General features: G+C 68.0%; 13 protein-coding genes and 1 pseudogene. 6 read left to right on the top strand and 8 right to left on the bottom strand.

What is annotated here, in order from left to right:
• The 4 genes from DUGA2_RS30605 to DUGA2_RS30590 form a co-directional block, all read right to left on the bottom strand.
• On the bottom strand, positions 1-1170 hold the full coding sequence (locus tag DUGA2_RS30605) for a class I SAM-dependent methyltransferase (RefSeq protein WP_070273094.1): 1170 nt from the start codon (positions 1168-1170) through the stop codon (positions 1-3).
• A 113-nt stretch (positions 1171-1283) separates the two neighbouring features.
• On the bottom strand, positions 1284-2207 hold the full coding sequence (locus tag DUGA2_RS30600) for a hypothetical protein (protein ID WP_070273093.1): 924 nt from the start codon (positions 2205-2207) through the stop codon (positions 1284-1286).
• Between the two features lie 77 nt (positions 2208-2284).
• Entirely contained in the window at positions 2285-2494 is a 210-nt protein-coding gene (locus tag DUGA2_RS30595) for a hypothetical protein (protein ID WP_008449977.1), read from the bottom strand.
• Between the two features lie 41 nt (positions 2495-2535).
• Entirely contained in the window at positions 2536-3156 is a 621-nt protein-coding gene (locus tag DUGA2_RS30590; RefSeq protein WP_070273092.1) for a putative metalloprotease CJM1_0395 family protein, read from the bottom strand.
• A 146-nt stretch (positions 3157-3302) separates the two neighbouring features.
• Between DUGA2_RS30590 and DUGA2_RS34135 the strand changes: the two genes are divergently transcribed.
• A complete protein-coding gene (locus tag DUGA2_RS34135; protein WP_168167838.1) occupies positions 3303-3458 on the top strand; it encodes a hypothetical protein in 156 nt (51 codons plus the stop codon).
• Here the strand turns inward: DUGA2_RS34135 and DUGA2_RS30585 are convergent.
• From DUGA2_RS30585 to DUGA2_RS30570, 4 genes are all read right to left on the bottom strand, one after another.
• A complete protein-coding gene (locus tag DUGA2_RS30585; RefSeq protein WP_070273091.1) occupies positions 3448-4599 on the bottom strand; it encodes a serine hydrolase in 1152 nt (383 codons plus the stop codon). The genes DUGA2_RS34135 and DUGA2_RS30585 overlap by 11 nt on opposite strands.
• Positions 4600-4631: 32 nt before the next feature.
• A complete protein-coding gene (locus DUGA2_RS30580) occupies positions 4632-8456 on the bottom strand; it encodes an AAA family ATPase (RefSeq protein WP_070273090.1) in 3825 nt (1274 codons plus the stop codon).
• On the bottom strand, positions 8453-9694 hold the full coding sequence (locus DUGA2_RS30575; RefSeq protein ID WP_070273089.1) for an exonuclease SbcCD subunit D C-terminal domain-containing protein: 1242 nt from the start codon (positions 9692-9694) through the stop codon (positions 8453-8455). The genes DUGA2_RS30580 and DUGA2_RS30575 overlap by 4 nt, the downstream gene beginning before the upstream one ends.
• A 98-nt stretch (positions 9695-9792) precedes the next feature.
• Complete coding sequence (locus tag DUGA2_RS30570) at positions 9793-12450, bottom strand: diguanylate cyclase domain-containing protein (protein ID WP_070273088.1); 2658 nt, start codon at positions 12448-12450, stop codon at positions 9793-9795.
• 144 nt (positions 12451-12594) lie between these two features.
• Here DUGA2_RS30570 and DUGA2_RS30565 point away from each other — a divergent pair, with 144 nt between their 5' ends.
• The 5 genes and pseudogenes from DUGA2_RS30565 to DUGA2_RS30545 form a co-directional block, all read left to right on the top strand.
• Complete coding sequence (locus DUGA2_RS30565; RefSeq protein WP_070273087.1) at positions 12595-13845, top strand: winged helix-turn-helix domain-containing protein; 1251 nt, start codon at positions 12595-12597, stop codon at positions 13843-13845.
• Between the two features lie 13 nt (positions 13846-13858).
• Positions 13859-14848: a DUF2804 domain-containing protein gene (locus tag DUGA2_RS30560; RefSeq protein WP_070273086.1), complete on the top strand. Its 990-nt coding sequence runs from the start codon at positions 13859-13861 to the stop codon at positions 14846-14848.
• A gap of 16 nt (positions 14849-14864) precedes the next feature.
• The gene (locus DUGA2_RS30555) at positions 14865-17273 is read left to right on the top strand and encodes a bifunctional acetate--CoA ligase family protein/GNAT family N-acetyltransferase (protein WP_070273085.1); all 2409 of its coding nucleotides are present in this window, start codon (positions 14865-14867) and stop codon (positions 17271-17273) included.
• A gap of 235 nt (positions 17274-17508) precedes the next feature.
• A complete protein-coding gene (locus tag DUGA2_RS30550) occupies positions 17509-18144 on the top strand; it encodes a hypothetical protein (RefSeq protein ID WP_229214813.1) in 636 nt (211 codons plus the stop codon).
• 78 nt (positions 18145-18222) lie between these two features.
• Positions 18223-19045, top strand: a pseudogene (locus DUGA2_RS30545) (DUF349 domain-containing protein); the annotation flags it as partial.

Raw genomic sequence — 19045 nt, 5'->3', positions numbered from 1 at the left:
TTACGCGGCGGCCAGGCGCCACAGCGAGGTGACTTCGGCGGCGCGGGCCGCGTGCAGCGGGTCGGTGGCGTCGGCGGCGCGCGGGTGGGTGGGGCGCACGTCCTGGCGGTCGATGACTTTCAGGCCTCCGGCGGCGATCCATTCCATCAGCTCTTCCCGTGGACGCAGGCCCAGGTGCTCGGCCAGGTCCGACAGGATCAGCCAGCCTTCGCCACCCGGCGTCAGGTGGGCCGACAGGCCGGCCAGGAAGCCGCGCAGCATGCGGCTGTCCGGATCGTAGACCGCGTATTCAATCGGCGAACTCGGACGCGCAGGCACCCACGGCGGATTGCACACCACCAGCGGCGCCCGGCCTTCCGGGAACAGGTCCGCTTCCAGCAGCTCGACCTGGCCGTCCAGGTCCAGGCGCGCCAGGTTCTCGCGGGCGCAGCTCAGTGCACGCTGATCCTGGTCGGTGGCGATGATGCGCGCCACGCCGCGCTTGGCCAGCACCGCCGACAGCACGCCGGTACCGGCGCCGATGTCATAAGCCAGCTTGACGCCGGCCGGCAGCGGCGCATTCGCCACCAGTTCCACATACTCGCCGCGCACCGGCGAGAACACGCCGTAGTGCGGGTGGATGCGTGCATCCAGCGCCGGGATCTCGACCCCGGTACGGCGCCATTCATGCGCGCCGATCAGGCCAAGCAGCTCGCGCAGCGAGGCGATGAACGGTTCTTCGAAGCGGCCGTAGGCCTCGTTGCAGGCCAGCTGCACGTCCGGCGCGCGGCGCAGCGGGATGGCGTAGCCGGCGTTGAATGGAATCAGCAGCATCGCCAGCGTGCGTGCGCGCTGCGATTGCGCCTGGCGGTGCAGGTGGAAGGCTTCGGTCGCCGTTGCCGGCACTTTGGCCGGCTTGGCCTTCTTCGACGGCTTGCCCTTGTGGTCCGCGCGGCGCGCCAGCGCTTGCAGCAGCTGGCGGGCGTTCTGGAAATCGCCGCGCCACAGCAGCGCCGTGCCTTCGCAGGCCAGGCGGTAGGCTACGTCCGCATTGGTGGTGTCGTCGGCGATGACGACGCGCTTAGGCGGCGGCATGCCCGCTTCGGAGCGCCAGCGCGCGGCGCACTGCACGCCGTTCTCCTCCCAGTGGATCTGTTGCGGCGTAGGGGAGGTGGGGATTTGTGCGGACATGTCGGGGCAATCGGTAGGTGTAATAAGCTGAATGGACCAACACAAAAAACGCCGGGGATGGTGTCCATCCCTGCCGGCGTTTTTGGTGTTGCGGTGCTTATTATACTTGGCGCTTAGCTTGTCGCGTCTTTGGCGCCCGGCGCGAGCGAGATCGGGTCGTCGGCCGGAGCAGGCGTAGCGCTGGCGCCGGTGCTGGTATCGGCCTCCGGTGCGGCGGCTTGCGAACCGTAAGCGTCGGCGATCGACTTGGCCTTGTCGGCGGCGGTCGGCGCGGTGTAGGTGTTGGTGTCCTTGCTGTCGACCAGGTTCAGCAGGCGCAGCGACAGGCTGCGCAGGGTATTGCGGTCGATGCCGTCGCTGGTCTGGCTGGCCGAGTTGTCGCCGGTCGACAGCGCCGATTGCAGGTCGCGGCCGATCAGTTTGAACAGGTCGGCCAATGTGCCCGGGAAGTCGATGTTCGGCACCTGCACGGTCGGCAGGTTCTCGGCGCTGGCGCCGTTGCTCGCCACCGGACGCTTGGCGGCGGCTTCGCCGGCCTTGTCGCTGTTGGTGGACGTGGTCTGGCTGGCGGCGCCGCTCAATTCGGCGTTGTACTGGACTTCCACTTCGAAATCGAACTTGCGGCCATCGGCCGTGGTGATCGTGCCCTTGCCGATAAAGTGCGAGCTGTCGGTCAGCTGGAAGGCGGCGGCGTCGCTGCTGCCGTTAGGCCCGGAGCTGTGCTGCACGCCGACGGCGAGGGTGGACGAGGTATCCAGGCTGGCCGAGTCGAAATCGATGACCGCGCCCTTGGCGGCGTCGCCGAACAGCGATTTGGCGAAGCTGCCCAGGAAATCCTGCGCGAAGTCGATGGTCGCGTTGCCGACCGACGCCACGTGCTTTTCCAGGCCGTCGTTGGACAGCGAAATCGGCGAGGAATCGACCGGTTTTACCTGTCTGGCGGCGGAAGTGCCAACAGTCTTGCCATCGCTATGCGGGTTGGCGCCGTAGAGGGACGCCGGCAAGGTGCGGGCGCCGAGAGCAGGTAGGATAGACATGGCAGGTTCCAGCGGATTCGGTTTGATAATACTTCTATAACGGTCCCCCGGCCGATTTCTTGAGGGTGCCGCAAAGATTAATGATGGTGGGTCCAGCCTTCCGGGGCTGCCAAGTAGGAAGCGACGGCGTCTTTCTGGCCGATGGCGTGGTGTTTGACCTCGCCGCAGGCGCAAATACCCAGGTAAGGCTGGATGTGCGAGCAGGCCGATACTTTTTGCAGGCGTACCTGCACGGCTTTGGCGCATTTGGCGCATTTGAAGGTCAGGGTGCGTGGTGCTTTTAACATGGTTGCTCTTTGAGTGGCTTGCAAAGGCGGGATTCTAACATTCAGGCGTAGATATCCAGCTTGGGCGGCACCAGCGGCGCCACTTCATAGGTGCGGCGGACCTTGGCGGCGTCGCTTGCCACCGGCGCCGGACCCTGCGAGCGCGCCGTGGCCTGTTCCACCTGTTGCGTGGCCAGTTCGGCGCGGGCCTGCAGTTCCAGCTGCTGCGCCTGGGCCGCCACGGCGCGGTCCGCGCCGGAGGGATCGGCCGGGGCCAGCGCCGCCGCCTGGATCGTGTGGGCGCGTTCGATGGTTTCCTGTGGCGTGCGGCCGGGCGAGGTATCGATATGCACCTCGCCGCCGATGGCGTAATCGACGCCATTCGGGCCGCGCTGGTAGGTGTAGGAAGCGCCGGACGTGGCCATGCCGCCGGCGGTGGCCAGGTGCGCCTGCTCGTGCTGGCGTACCTCGGTATCGCGTGCCTTGAGCTGGGCGACCAGGGCCAGCGCTTCCGGCGTCAGGTTGGTGGCCGAATCGCTGCCGGAGAAATTGGTGTTGGGGGATGAGGCGGTCGACGCGGAGGCCGGACCGGCGGGCGTCGCCGACGACGCAAGCTGCACCGGAGGCGCTGCACGCGCCGGTGGCTGGCTTGTGGAACTCGGTGCTATGGCGCCTATGCTCATGGTGGTGTGCGCTGCCTCCTGCTCGTCTCAATGATAGCAAATCTGTAGCAAATGGTTGCAAATTCGCGGACGCCTGCCGGTCAACTGGCGGGTCTGGCCCGCGTTGAAGGTCTCAGGGATCGTTCTTCCACCAAAGAGGCAAGGCCATGGACCAAAAGAAGCAACCGAGCAAGGAATCAGTGCGGCAGTGGTTGCAGACGCAGATCGCGGAACGGCGCCCGCCGCCGGATGCCCAGCAAATCCGTCGCGAACTGGGGTGGGAGATGCTGAAGCTGGAGCGCAAGGACCGTACTACTCGCTGACCGTGGCGATCAAGGTGTGCAGCAGCTGGTTGACCTTCGCGCCCATCGCCTCTGAACCGTAGTCGCCGGCGGTGATCACCACCGTCAGGTCCAGCTCCGGCACGATGAAGATGCGCTGGCCACCGTTGCCGAAGGCGGCGCTCCACGGCATGCGCCGGCCGTGCCAGGCCGCCGTGCCGTCCCACCACTGGTAGCCGTAGCGCAGTTCGTCCGGCTGGTTGCCCGGACTGCGGAAGCCCACGCTCAGGCGCGGCTTGAGCGATTCGTCCACCCATTCCTCGGCCACGATCTGCTGGCCGTTCCAGCGGCCGCGGTTGAGCATCAGCCGCCCGATCTTGGCCATGTCGCGCGGACGCAGGCGCAGTCCGGCGAACGGCGCCGGCCGGCCGCGCAGGTCCGTCACCCATTCCCAACTCACGATGCCCAGCGGTTCGAACAGCTCCTTGCGCGCGACCTCGATCCACGGCTGGCCGCTGACGCGGGTGACGATATCGGCCAGGATGGTGGTGCCGCCGCCGTTGTAGTTCCAGACGGTGCCGGGCGGCGCGACGACCGGGCGCTCCAGCACGTAGCGCAGCTGGTCGCTCTTCCAGAACAGGCGCAGTTCGTTGTTGGGCTGCGTCCCTTCATCCCATTTCCAGCCGCCGCTCATGGTCAGCAGGTGTTCGAGGTGGATGGCGTTCAGCTGCGGCGAGCGCAGGTCGTGATATTCCGGATAGTAGTCCAGCACCGGCGTGTTGAGCGCGGCGATTTTGCCGTGCTGCTTCTCGATGCCGACCAGCAGGCTGATGACGCTCTTGCCGATCGAACGCACGTCGTGCAGCGTGTTGGGGCCGAAGTCCACCGTCGGCGCGATTGGCGGCCATACGCCAAGGCCGCGCCGGATCGAGTGGTCCTTGCCGCTGCGGTACATCTCCGCCACCAGTTTGCCGTGGCGTTCGACGACGATGCCGTGGATGTTGTCCTTGCCCTGCGCCAGCGCGGTCAGTGTGACGCACAGCGCGTTGGCGTTGAAGCCCGATGCTTCGGGCGCGGCCAGTTCCCAGCCGTCCGCCTGCTTGAACGGCGCGGCGCAGGTCGCCGCGTGCGCCATCGGCATGGTGAGGGACAGGCAGAAGCACAGACGAAGCAGCAGTTTCATGGACCAACCCGAATTAGCAATAAAGCACTATTCTACTGCACAGTGACGGTACTTTTGCCGCCCGCCGAAGGTTGGACCAATATTTTTACGGCGATCCGTTCCGTCATCTCCTGCACGTGCGAGATGACGCCGACTTTGCGGCCCATGGCCTGCAGGCCGTCCAGCGCGTCCATCGCCACGCGCAGGGTCTCGGCGTCCAGGCTGCCGAAGCCTTCGTCGATGAACAGCGATTCGACGCGCACGCGGTTGGACGACAGCGAGGCCAGTCCCAGCGCCAGCGCCAGCGACACCAGGAACGATTCGCCGCCGGACAGCGAGTGCACCGAGCGCATCTCGCCGCCCATGTCCTGGTCGCGCACCAGCAGCGCCAGCGACGGCGCGGCCGGGTTGTCGATGCGTTCCAGCTGGTAGCGGCGCGAGAGGTGGTTGAGGTGGGCGTTGGCGTAGCCCAGCAGGACGTCCAGCGTGAACTGCTGGGCGTAGTTGCGGAACTTCTTGCCGTCGGCCGAGCCTATCAGGTCGCTCATGCGCGCCCAGCGTTGTTCGATTGCCTCCTGACGCTCGATCTCGGCCAGCATGGCTTGCGATTGGCGGCGTTTGGCGTCGTCCTGTGCCAGCGAGAGCTGCAGGGAGGTGGCTGTGTCGTGGGCGGTTTTGCGTTCGGCCATCAGCGTGTTCAGGGCGGCGGCCAGCAGGGCGATCGGCGACTGGGCGGCGCCGTGCGGCTCGGCGGCATCCGCTTCGGCGGCGTCCTGCGACGCGTCGGGCGCCTCGCTGCGGGCGGGGGGCGCGGACAGCTGGTGTTGTTCGCGCTGTCGCTGGCGCTCCTTGAGCACGGCGGCGGCGTTGTCGGCGGCGCGGTCGATGGCCAGCAGCGCGGCGCGTTCGGCGTCGACGTCGTCGGCCGAATGCGCCAGCAGCGCGTGCAGGTGGTCGATGTCGCGCAGGCCTGCATCGGGCTGGCGCTGCTGGAATGCGGCGACCCAATCGGACAGCGCCGCCGCCGCTGCGGCCGACGCACCGCGCAGCGCCGCCAGCCGTTGCGTGGCCTGGGCCAGCGCCTCGTCTGCGCGAACGCGGGCCTGGGCCGCCTGCTGCGCGGCGGCCTGCAAGCCTGCCAGCCGTTCCCTGGCCGCGTCGATGGCGGCGATGAGCGCCGCTTCGACATCGCGCACTTCCTTGCCGTCCCACAGCGCCATGCGTTGCTGCTGCATGTCCTTGAGCGCCGTGTCCGCGCTGCTGTAGGCCACGCGGGCGCTGACGGCATTCATGCCGGCCTTGGCCTGCGCTTCTCCCAGCGCCTTGACTTCCACCTCAATGGTGGCGATCACTGCGGCGCGTTCGTCCTGCGCTGCGCGCTGCGCCAGCCATTGCCGGCTCTCGGCCTGGCGGGCTTCGTGGAATCGGGCGGGGCCGGCCTTCCAGTCGTCCTTCCATTCCTCGCTCGGCATGTCGCCGCCGCTGAAGGCCGGGTCCAGGTCGGCGAGCAGGGCGCCCAGCGTCAGCGCGACTTCGATGCGCTGGTCGTCGAGCGCCTTGTGTTCGGCATTGGCTTGCGCCAGCGCAGTCTGGGCATGCGACGCCACGCTTTGCAAACGCGTATGCTCGGCGGCCGCCAGATCGCACGCCGATTGCGCCTGGTCGCGGGCGATGCGGGCGGCGTGCAGCGCGCCTTCCCGCCGCTCGATGGCGTGCAACGCGTCGCGCACCTGTTCCAATTGGTCGACGAACCAGCCGGTGCGTTCGGGTTCCGGCGGCAGTGCGGGCGGCAGCGATGCCGATTGCCATGCTGCGGCGACGCGCTCCAGCGCTTGCGCCACCATGCGGCCCTCGGCGGCCAGCGCGTTCAGTTGTTCCAGGCTGGCCTGCTCGGTGGCGCGCTGCGCCGCCTGGCGATTGACGTTGGCCTCCATCCGCTGGCGGCAGCCGGCGACATCCGCCTGCAACTCGGCCAGCAGCGCGTGCAAGCCGCCGTCATCCTGCTTGTACGGGTGTTCCGGCGATCCGCAGACCGGGCAGGGCGTACCGTCTTCCAGCGTGGCGCGCAGCGATTCCACATTCTTGGCGCAGGCGGCTTCCGCCAGCTTCAGCGAACGCTCGGCCTGCGAGAAGGCCGCCAGTATGCCGACGCCTTCCTGCTGGGCAGCCTGCAACTGCACCTCGGCCGCTGCCACGGCCTGGCGCAACTGCGCGGATTGGGTTTCGATATGCGCATGGCGGCTCTGGCGCGCATCGAGCTCGATCCAGAGTTTTTCTGCCGATGCCAGTTGATCGCGGCGCTGCTCCAGATCGCGGCGCGATGCCTGCAACTGCTCGGCCGGAAGGGCCGCGAGCACGCGCACCGCTTCCTGGCGCTGCGCTTCCAGCGTTTGCAGCGCGGCGCCGGACGCCGCCAGCTTGGCGCTGGCTTCCGCCTCGTCGTCGCGGTGTGCGTTGGCGTTGCGCTGGACGCGGGCCAGCGCGGTGTTGAGTTTCTCGGCCTGCGCGGCGGCCTGGCCGGCCTGCACGAACAGCACATCCCAGCGCTCCCACGACTGCGCCATCGTTTGCCATTGCTTGTGCTGCGCCAGCCAGGCGGCGCCGGCTTCATGCTGCGCGCCGAGGCGCTTGCGCTCGTCCTGGCGCTCTTGCAGCGCGGCGCGGGCGACCGCGTCGGCCTGGTCGGCCAGCTCGCACGCGGCGGACGCCTGGCGATAAGCGGGCAGCATGGCTTCGATGCGGGCGTCCAGCGCCTTGGCCTGATCCAGTCGCGGTGCGGCGGTGCGCTGGGCGGATTCTGCTTCCTGCACCTGTGTCGCCGCCTGCGTTTGCGCCGTCATGGCGCGTTCCAATGCCTGCGTCGCCAGGGCCGCGTCCTGCGTGCCGGCGGTGATGGCTGCCTGCGTGGCGGTGATGTCGGCGGCAATGCGGCGGATGTCATCGGCCAGCGGCCGCGCCGGCTGCACGGCGGCGAGGCGCGCCAGCACGGTGCGGCGCGGCGCGGCCGCCTCCACATCGGCGATGGCGGCCTGGCTGGCTTGCTGCGCCAATTGTTCGTCCTCGGCCAGCTTCTCGGCCTGCTTGTGCCAGCGCAGTTCCTGCTCCAGCTCCGCCTTGTGCTGCTCCAGCGCCTGCAACGCGGCCGCCGCGGCGGCGCTTTGCGTTTCCAGCTCGCCGCGCTGTTCAAGGCTCAGCGGCTTCTGGTCGGCCAGGCGGGCGTTCAGGTTCTGCAAGGCCGCCTGTTCCAGCTTGGCGCGCTCGAAGGCCCGCATCGAAATCTCGGTGTAGATGGTACTGCCGGTCAGCGTCTCCAGCAGCTCGCCGCGCTCGTTGTCCTCGGACCTGAGGAAGGCCGAGAACTCGTTCTGCGCCAGCAGCACGGCCCGCGTGAACTGCTCGAACGACAGGCCGATGCGCTTCTCGATCTCCACTTTCACTTCAGTCTTGGTGCCGCCTATCGGCTGCAACGCCGGCAGCAGGTGCAGCGTCATGGCGGTCGGCTGGAGGGCGCCTTCGACCTTGGTGCGCGAACGGCGCACGCTCCAGCGGGCGCGATAGGATGCGCCGTCGTTGCCGACGAAATCGACCTCCGCATGGCCTTCCGCCGTGCCCCGGCGGAGCAGCGTGCGCGTGTCCTGGGTGGACACGGTCTCCGCGCCGACATCGGCCAGATAGCTGCGCCCCGCAACCTTCAACAGGCGCGGCGTGGCGTCGTACAGCGCCAGGCAGAGCGCATCGAGCAGCGTGCTCTTGCCCGCGCCGGTCGGCCCGCTGATCGCGAACAGGCCGGTGGACGCCAGCGGCTCCTGCTCGAAGTCCACGCCGAATTCGCCGGCCAGCGAGGCCAGGTTCTTGCCGCCGATTTTCAGGATTCTCATGGCTGCCCCGGCGTCAGCATGAGTTCAGCGAATGCGCTTAACTGCTCGGGCGGGGCGTCGTTGTCGAAGCGCTGCCGGTACAGCTGGCGGAAGATGTCGTCCGGCTTGAGCTGCTCCAGCTGGTCCAGCGTCATCACGTCGTCGTCGATGGAAGCACTGCGCGCCGCGCTGGAGGTTTCGATCTTGGCCAGCCGCACCGGCTTGCCGTCCAGCGCCGCCTCGACGCGCGTGCGCAGGCCCGGTTCCGGCGCATCCAGCAGCACCCGCACTTCCAGGAAGGGCTGCTGCTCAGGTTCCATCGGCGCCACGTCCAGTACCGCCAGTTCTTCCAGCACTTGCGCCAACGGCGCGGGTTTGGCGGGAATCCGCAGCAGCTCGACCGCGCGCGGCACGGGCAGCGTCACGATCTCGCGCACGGCGGCGCCGTCGATATCGATGCGCAGCACCTGGTGCTGATAGCCCACCTCCGCAAACGACAGCGGGATCGGGCTGCCGCAATAGCGGATGTGCTCCTGCTTGCCGACGCGTTGCGCCAGGTGCAGATGGCCCAGCGCTGCGTAGACGATGGCCGGGTCGAAGATCCCCGCCGGCAGCATCTCGGTGCCGCCGATGACGATGCGGCGTTCCGAATCGTTGGACATCTGGCCGTCGACCATGTGGCAGTGGCCCATCGCCAGGATGGCCTGGCCGTCCGCGCGCTTGCCCAGCGCCAGCTCCAGCACCTGCCGGTAGAGCAGGGCGATGCCCGCCAAATAGGGATCGGCGCCATCTTTGGTTTCGGCGATGCGCGGCACGTCGCCGGGACGCAGGAAGGGCACGGCCAGGCACCATGCCTCCACCGCGCCGCTGCGGCCTGTCAACGGCAGCACCAGCTGTTCGAGGTCGATCTCGCCGTCGGCCTTGCGCTGTACGCTGCCGATGACCCGGGTCCCGTGCGCTTCCAGCAGCGGCCCCGGTGCTTCCAGCCGGCCCGGCGAATCGTGGTTGCCGGCGATGACCACCAGGTTCAGATGCGGCAGGCGTTCCCTTGCCTGTTGCAGGAAGCGGTACAACTGCTTCTGCGACGCCGCCGACGGATTGGCGTTGTCGAAGATGTCGCCGGCGATCAGCAGCGCGTCCGTCTGCTCCTGGACGAGGGTGTCCAGCAGCCAGTCCAGGAAGCGCTGGTGCTCGTAGCCACGCTCGAAATTATGCAGGGATTGGCCCAGGTGCCAGTCGGAAGTGTGCAGCAGACGCATGAAGGTGAGTAGTCAAAACAGCCGGGAAGCGCACAATATAGCGCAAGATGGCGTTGGACGAGTTGATAAAAGTGGCGCCGCCGCGCCGTGGCGGTCCGTCAAGCCGCGTTGCTGGCCGCCGGCGGCAGCGCCGGGCCGGCGCGGTAGGTGTTGCGGCCGCCCTGTTTGGCCTCGTACAGCAGCACGTCGGCGCGGTTCAGCAGCTCGGCCGGGGAGACATCCTCGTCGCGGTAGTAGGCCATGCCGATGCTGGCCGAAATCGACACCACCGTGCCATCCAGGTCGAACGGCGGCTGCATCGCCGCCACGATCTTGGCCGCCAGCGCCGCGGCGTCGTCGAAGCGGGCGACGCGCTCCATGATGATGGTGAACTCGTCGCCACCCAGCCGGGCGATGGTGTCGCTGGCGCGCATGGCGTGCGTCAGCCGTCCCGAAAAAGCCTTCAGCAGCGCGTCGCCGACGCTGTGGCCGAAGGTGTCGTTGACCGGCTTGAAGCGGTCGATGTCCATGTACATCACCGCCATCAGGCTGTGGTTCTCGCGGCTGGCGGCCATCGCGTCCTGGAGCTTCTGCAGGAAGCCGGCGCGGTTGGTCAACCCTGTCAGCGCATCGACCTGCGACAGTTTCAGCAGGCGCTGCTTCTCGCGCTTCTGCGCCGTGATGTCCTGCCGCATGACGTGGAAGCCGATCACGGTGATGCCGTCTTCGTCCATCTGCGGGATGTAGACCACTTCGAAGGTGCGGTCGATGGCGGCGCCGGGATCATCCTCCTCGAAGGTCAGCGTCTCGCCGGCCAGCGCGCGCTTGATGTAGGGCGCCAGGAACTGGTAGCGCTCCGTGCCCATGGTCGCCTCGATCGACTTGCCCAGCACCGCCACGCCGGTGCGGTTGAATTCGCGTTCATAGGCGACGTTGTGGAAGCGGTAGATCTCCTCCGAATCGATATAGGCCACCATCGCCGGCAGCGTATCGGCGATGGTGCGCAGGCGCGATTCGCTTTCGCGCAGCGCCATCACGGACTTGCGCACGTGGGTGATGTCGTCCACCGTGCCGACGTAGCCGTAGATCTGGCCGTCCACCACCATCGCGGCGATCTTGAACGAGATCCAGATCATCATGCCGTCGGGGTGCACGCAGCGCACCGTGTCCTGGAAGGGCACGCGGGTCTTGGCCATGTGCTTCAGGGCCGTCTTCAATACTTCGCGGTCGTTGGGGTGTACGGCGCGCATCCACAAGTCGCCCAGCGCTTCCTCGCGCGTCAGCCCGGTGATGAATTCGAAGGTGCGGTTCACATAGGTGCAGTGGCCGGCCGGATCGGCGCGCATCAATCCCAGCGGCGAGGCGTCGTTGACGGCCGCCAGCTCCGCCTGGTTCTTGCGCATCGCCAGCTCGGCCTCCTTGCGCGGCGTGATGTCGCGCGTGGTGACAGCCACGCCCTCGTCGATGGCGACGATCTGGTGATGCAGCCACAGATGGCCGCTGCCGGGCAGGAAGTCGATCTCGAACTCCTCGTCCAGCGGACGGCCGGAGATCAGCACCGTCTTGTACTTTTCGATGAAGCCCTTGGTGTGCAGCGCCGGCAGCACCTCGATCAGGCGCTTGCCCTTGATCTCTTCCGCCGTGGAGCCCAGCAGGGCGGCGCCGCGTTCATTGAGGTCGGCGATGGTGAAGTCGACGATCTCCTTGCCCGGCCCGCGCATGCGGCAAGCCTTGAGCAGGTAGACCGCGTCCATGCTGGCGTCGGCCGCCGCCCGCAGCATGGCTTGTGCCTCGGTGATCATGCGCGCGCTGCGCCGCAGGCGATAGGCTTGCTGCATCAGCAGGCCGATAAACAGCAGCACCAGCACCGAGGCGATGGCGGCCGCGCCGTAGTAGACGTTGCGCCGCTGTTCGAAACGCACCATCGCCGAACTCACGGGATTGCCGACCACCGCCAGCAACAGGTAGCGCGGCATTTCGGTGTAGCCGTAGATGCGCTCGACGGCGTCGAAGGGATGCGCCAGCAGCAGCTCGTCGGGCTGCTGGGCGCCGCTTTGCGCCGCCGTGAAGTCGATCGCATCGCTGATGATCAGCTGTTCGTCGACGCGGGCGGTGGACATGCCGTTCTCGCGGCTCACCAGCAGCACCGCGCCGCCGGGATCGACGGTCAGACGGTCGTAGTCCTCGACGAAGGAGGCCGGGTCGACCATCACCATGATGACGCCGGCGAACTCGCCCCGGTGGTTGTTGAGCCGCCGCGTAATGAGGATCTGCCATTTCTTGGTGCGCGGCTCGACCACCGGCGTCGAGACCTGCGGCGTGTCGGCCGGATTGGATGCGTGCTGGCGGAAGAAGGCCTGGTCGTGCTGGTCGGGCGCGAAGTAGCCGTTGCGGCTGTCGATCAGGCGGCCTTCGGCGTTCAGCAAGGCCAGCGGCAGGTCCAGCTTGGACGGCAGCAACGAATCGAGCAGGCCGTTGCGGCGCGTGAATTCGGCCAGCCGCAGCGCGCCGTCGGTCTCTTCGAACTTGAGTTTGAACAGCTGCGTCGCGTGGTCGATCTGGCGCAGCAGGTGGTTGGTGTGCTCGGCCAGCGTGCGCGCCAGCGATTGGCTGTGCAGCACCGCCTCGTTGCGCGCGGTCCGCTTTTCCTGGCCGATCTGATAAGTCACCGCCGCCCACATGGCCGCCAGCAGCGCCAGCGCAAACACGGGCAGCAGGACCGCCCGGTACAGGCGGCGCAGGAACATCACGATCGGGCGAGTGGCAAATTGGTTCATCGAAAGTCTACATTCCCCGCGAAATGGTAGCGGCACGCCATCTGTGGATATTCTGCACGGAAATGTCACGTTTGTGGCTGGCGGGTCAAAAAAAACCCCATTCCGATCACAGGCAATGTTGATTTCTTTATTAGAATAGCGCTCATGACCGAATTGATCATCAGCCTGGCCGCGGCGCGGGCGCTGCATCTGGCGGCGCAGGGTTTGCTGCAGCCGCGCCGCCGCAAGGCGCGCCAGGCCGACGTGGTGGACGCGATACGGCAAATGGGCGTGCTACAGATCGACACCATCCACGTGGTGGCGCGCAGCCCCTATCTGGTGTTGTGGAGCCGCCTGGGCGACTATCCGCAGCCGTGGCTGGAGCAGGCGCTGGCCGCCGGCCAGCTGTTCGAGTACTGGGCGCACGAGGCCTGCTTCGTACCGATCGAGGACTACGGCCTGTATCGCCACCGCATGCTCGATCCGGCGGCGATGGGCTGGAAGTATTCGGCGACCTGGATGGCCGAACGCCGCGCCGAGGTCGACGCGGTGCTGGACCACATCCGCGTCAACGGCCCGACCCGCTCGTCCGATTTCGAGCGCACCGACGGCCAAAGTGGCGGCTGGTGGAGCTGGAAGCCGGAGAAGCGCTCGCTGGAAGTGCTGTTCACCGCCGGCGCGCTGATGATCGCCGAGCGCCGCAACTTCCAGCGCATCTACGACCTGGCCGAGCGCGTGCTGCCAGGCTGGGACGACAGCCGCATGCCGCACATGGACGACACCCGCCGCCTGCTGGTGCTCAAGGCGGTCAAGGCCATGGGCTGCGCGCGCGCCGGCTGGATCTCCGACTACTTCCGCACCAAGCCGCCGCGCCTCGATCCGGAGGAACTGGTAGAACAGGGCGCCCTGCTGCGCGCCTGGGTCGACGACTGGGACGATCCGGTCTACGTCCACCCGGACCACGCGGCGCTGCTGGCCGCGGCGGCGGCCGGCACGCTGGCGCCGACGCTGACCACCATCCTGTCGCCGTTCGACCCGGTGGTGTGGGACCGCCGCCGCGCGCTGGAATTGTTCGGCTTCGACTACCGGCTCGAATGCTACACGCCGGCCGACAAGCGCCGCTACGGCTACTTCACGCTGCCCATCCTGCGGCGCGGCGCGCTGGTGGGCCGGGTCGACGCCAAGGCGCACCGGCGCGCCGGCGTGTTCGAATTGAAATCGCTGGTGCTGGAGCCCGGCGCGCGCCTCAGCGAGCGCTTCGTGCGCGACATCGCCGGCGCCTTGCAGCGCCTGGCCAACTGGCACGAGTGCCCTGACATACAGGTCGTCCACGCCGCGCCGGAAGGCTTCGCGCCGCTGCTGCGCGCCGCGCTGGACCTCAACACGAAAGACACGAAAGAAATGGAAGCCGCATGAGAGTAGGAGTGTTATGAGTCTGCCCGCCGCACCCGCCAGCCTGCTGGGCCCCGACGGACAACCGCTGTTCGGCCGCTACGCCGGCCAGGTCGGCCAAATCGACTGGAGCAAGCTGGCCGCGCCGTTCGCGCGCAGCCGTTTCTGGCGGCGCTTCCACCACAAGCGCTGGCATTACGTGGCGCTGTGCACGGAGCAGGTGTTCTGCGCGGTCGCCATCGTCGACCTGGGCTGGACCAGCACCGCCTTCGCCTACGCCTTCGACCGCGGCGACGGCGACATGCTGGCCAACTTTTCGCAGGACGGCCTGCCCGGCCTGTCGGCGCGGCTGGCCGACCACGCCGGCGGATCGAGCAGCTTCAAGACCCGCAGGAGCAGCATCGCCATCGACAGCCGCGCCGACGGCAGCTACGGCCTGGCGCTGCGCTGCGACTACCTGGAGATCGACGCCGAATTCGGCCCCGGCGCGGCGCCGCTGCTGCTGGCCACCGGGCCGGTCGAACAGGGCTCGGTGCACGCGACGCAGAAGTCGTCCGGCCTGCCGTTGCGCGGCGAGGTGCGCACCTTCCGCGAAGACTATCCGCTGGCCGGCGGCGTCGCCAGCTTCGATTATTCCAACGGCCTGCTGGCGCGCAACACCGCCTGGCGCTGGGCGTCGGCGCATAATCTGGAGCTGGGCTTCAATCTGCAGGCGGGCTACTTCGGAGGCAATGAGAACGCGCTGTGGCTGGACGGCCAGGTGCACGCGCTGGCGCCGGCGCACTTCATCTACGACAGCAGCGATCCGCTGTCGACCTGGCACATCTTCACCGAAGACGATCTGCTGGAGCTGTACTTCACGCCGGAAGGCGCGCGCCGCGACGACAAGAACCTGGTGGTGGCGGCCAGCCGCTACCTGCAGCCGATCGGCACCTTCACCGGCTGGGTGCGCAGCGCGCCGGAACTACCCAAACGCATGGTCACGCAGATGATGGGCGTGACCGAGGATCACGCTTCACGCTGGTAACAAGGGGCATCGCCACATGAGCATCAGGAATCTCGACCGCATGTTCCAACCCCGCTCGGTGGCCGTGATCGGCGCATCGGACAACCCGCAGCGCATCGGCACGCGGGTGCTGGCCAACCTGGTGGAAGCCGGATTCGCCCGCGACGGCGGCGCCATCTGGCCGCTCAACCCCAAGCACCAGCGCCTGCACGACCTGCCGTGCTACGCCCGCGTGGCGGCGCTGCCGGCCGCGCCGGACCTGGCGATACTGTGCTCGCCGCCGTCGACGATACCGGGCGTGATCGCCGAACTGGGCGCGCGCGGAACCCGCGCCGCCATCGTCATGACGGCGGGGCTGGACAGCCTGCGCGCCGGCAGCCGCAGCCTGCAGCAGGCGATGCTGGAGGCGGCCAAGCCGCACCTGCTGCGCGTGCTGGGGCCGGGCAGCGTCGGCCTGCAATCGCCGGCGCTGGGCCTGAACGCCAGCTTCACCCACATCGCCGCCGATCCGGGCAAGCTGGCCTTCGTGTCGCAATCGGGCGCGCTGGGCACGGCGGTGCTGGACTGGGCCAGCCTGCGCGGCATCGGCTTCTCGCGCTTCGTCGCCATGGGCGAGGGCTCGGATGTCGATTTTGGCGACCTGCTCGACTACCTGGCGGGCGATGCCGGCACCGAGGCTATCCTGTTGTGCATCGAGGACGTCAGCAGCGCCCGCAAGTTCATGTCGGCGGGACGGCTGGCCGCGCGCGGCAAGCCGGTGATCGTGCTCAAGGTGGGGCGCGACCCCGCGCCCGGCGCCGACCTGGTGTTCGACGCCGCCATCCGCCGCGCCGGCATGCTGCGGGTGCATTCCACCGAAGACCTGTTCGACGCCGTCGAAACGCTGGCCCGCCAGCGCCCGCAGCGCGGCGAGCGGCTGGCCGTGCTGACCAACGGCGCGGGCCTGGGCCTGATCGCCGCCGATGCGCTGGCGTGCGGCGGGGCGCAACTGGCGCCGCTGTCGGCCGAGACGCTGCGCCTGCTGCGCCGCGCCGCCGCGCCGCCGGCCAATCCGGTCGACCTGCTGGCCGACGTGCCGGTCGAACGCTACACCAGCGCGGTGGAAGCGCTGCTGCGCGAAACCCAGGCCGACGCGCTGCTGTTCCTGCACGCGCCGACCGCCATGGTGCCCAGCAGTTTGATCGCGGCGGCGGTGGCGCCGATGATGCGCTCGGCCTCGAAGAACGTGCTGTCCTGCTGGCTGGGCGGGCGCTCGGCGGCGGCCGCGCGCCAGGTCTTCGCCGACGCCGGACTGCCCACCTACGACACGCCGGAAAAAGCCGTGCATGGCTTCCTGCAGATCGCCCAGTACCGCCGCAACCAGGAGCTGTTGATGGAGGTGCCGGCGCGCCTGCCCGCCACCGCCGCGCCGGAACGCGCGGCGGCGCAGGCCCTGGTGACGGCGGCGCTGGCGGCCGGCCGCAGCGAGTTGTCCGACAAGGATGCGCGGGCGCTGCTGGCGGCCTACGGCATCGCGCTGGCGACGCCGCAGCAGGCGGCGCTGACCGGCGCCACGCTGGCTGCCGCCCGCATCCAGATCGGCATCGATGCGGTGTTCGGGCCGGTGGTGTTCTTCGGCCAGGGCGGCATCGCGGCGGAAGTCGCGGCCGACCGCGTCGCCGGCCTGCCGCCGCTGAACATGGTGCTGGCGCGCGACATGGTGGGCCGCACCCGCGTGGCGCGCTTGCTGGCGCAGGGCCAGACCGAGGCCGACGCCGATGCGCTGTGCCGCACGCTGGTGCAGGTGGCGGACATGGTGGCCGATCTGCCGCAACTGGCGGAACTGGACTTGAATCCCTTGCTGGCCATCGGCGGCGGCGTGGTGGCGCTGGCCGCGCGCGTGCAGCTGGCGCCGGCCGGCCGTGGCCGGGCGCTGGCGATCCGGCCGTATCCGCTGGAGCTGGAACAGGAAATCGATTGGCGCGGCGGCCGCCTGCTGCTGCGGCCGATCCGGCCGGAGGACGCGCCGCAGCACCAGGTGTTCTTCGCCGCGCTCGATCCGGACGATGTGCGGCTGCGCTTCTTCACCGCCATGCGCGAGCTGCCGCCGGCCCAGCTGGCGCGGCTGACGCAGATCGACTACGACCGCGCGATGGCCTTCATCGCCACCCGCAACAGCGCCGGCGGCGAGCCGGAAACGCTGGGCGTGGTGCGCGCCGTGGCCGATGCGGACAATCAGTCCGCTGAATTTGCCATCATCGTGCGTTCCGACTTGAAGGGGCAGGGACTGGGCTACATTTTGTTCCAGAAATTGATCGATTATTTCCGCAGCCAGGGCACGGGCGAGATCGTCGGCGACGCGCTGGCCGAGAATCTGGGCGTGCAAAAACTGGTGCGGCATTTCGGCGGCGTGGTATTGCCGCATCCTGAAGCGGGAATGGTGCGGCTTCAGTTGTCGTTGCGATAGCATTCGGGGCCAGCTTGTTATATATTGGAGTGCATAACGCAGGGGCCTACGTTTGTTCTAGCTCAAGGCGTGTTTGTCGGCTTTATTTACACTTTCACTTCCGCTCTTGCCGCTCATCCGGGCGCGCGCAACTTCAGCTTTGGGAGTCAGAATGTTAACTGCCACATATACTCTGGTAGCACTGTCGGTGGAACATGCCATTGTCCGCCTCAGTTTGTTATCGTTCCAAAAATATGTGCGCTCCACGCTGATGCATCAAAACCGCATCACCCTGTCGCAGCTGGAATATGCCTGCGAGAATCTCAACAGCCTGTACCAGGCCTGCCACTGGCGCAAGACCGAGATGTACCTGATCCCCGCGCTGCGCGAAGCGACCGAACGCGCAGACCAGTTGCTGGACGAGCTCAACCGTTTGAACCAGTCCGCGCTGCTATCGATCCGCATGCTGCAGGACAAGCTCGGTTCGCTGGCCGATGTGCGCGACGACCAGGTCAACTTGATCTGCGACAGCATCGAAACCTTTTGCTCCTCGCTGCTCAAGCGGCTGGAGAAGGAAGAGCAGGAGCTGTTCGCCATCGCCCGCAACGCCATCGCCGGCGAAACGTGGTTTTCCATCGCGAATCAATTGATGATGCATGACAAGCATCTGGAAGAAATGAAACGCGCCGGCCTGGGGCCGGGCGCCACGGTGGAGGCAGCGCCCAAGGCGGCCGCCCGCAGCACGGCCAACGCGCTGCGGGTGGTGGACGATGGCCAGATCAGTATTCCCGGCTTGCAAGTATTGCCGATAATAAGCATCGACGAAACCGGGGCGCATCCGGCCCCGACCACCGTCGCCCGATCGACCCGGCAAATGCCGGCGATGAAATAACCGCCCAATTAGCATACGCCTCGGGCAAATCCCCTTCGCTTTGCTATGATGGTGGTTTTAGCCATCTCATAGCGCACCATGTTCGATTTCATCTTTAAGCGAACTACCGACCAGGCGGCCGAACTCCAGGCCGCCGTGGCGACTCCCGGGCAGGGCGCCGCCGCTGCCGCATCGGCCAGCCGCCGCGACGAGCAGGCGCAGTGCGCCGCCGGGCTGGCGGGCAACGAAGCCGCCGCCGTCCAGCTGATCCTGCAAAGCGAGTTCGCCGGCGTGCGCCTGACGGCCGCCGAGCACGTGCATTCGCAGGCCTGTCTCGAACAGGTGTTGCAGGCGATGCGCAATACCGACCGCCGCGTCGCCAAGCTGATGCAGGGACGGCTGGATGCGATCCGCTATCAGCAGGCCGAGCGGCAAAAAGCCCAGGCTTGCCTGGAGCTGGCCCAGCGCCTGCTGCAGGATGAAAAACTCACGCCCAACCAGGTCGCCGACCTGGACCGCCAATGGCAGGTGACGGCCGCCGTGCCGGAGCTGGCCGAGCCGTTCGCCAGCGCGCGCGCCGCGCTGGCGGCGCGCTTGCAAGCGCAGGTCGATCTACAGCGCGCCATCATCGATGCGCTGGCGGCGCTGCGTCAGCTGCCGTCGGCCGGCTTGCCGCCGGAAGAGGCGCAACAGGCGCTGGAGCGCCACGCCGCCGCGCATGCCGGCTACCGGGAGGCGCCCGAACACCATGCCTTGCCCAAGCACTTGCTGAGCGATTTCGCGCAGGCGCTGGAGCAGAGCCGCGCCGCGCTGGACAGCGCCGCAGCCGCCACCGCCGCCGGCCAGCGTGCCGCCGCCGTCGCCGAAGCGGCCGCCACGTCCAACGAGCCGGCCGTCGCTGCGGCGCCAGCCGCCCCGGCCC

This window comes from Duganella sp. HH101 (assembly GCF_001758795.1).
Taxonomy (GTDB): domain Bacteria; phylum Pseudomonadota; class Gammaproteobacteria; order Burkholderiales; family Burkholderiaceae_D; genus Rugamonas; species Rugamonas rivuli.
Note: the sequence above shows the minus strand (reverse complement) of the source record. Positions and strands in the feature narration are given on the sequence as shown.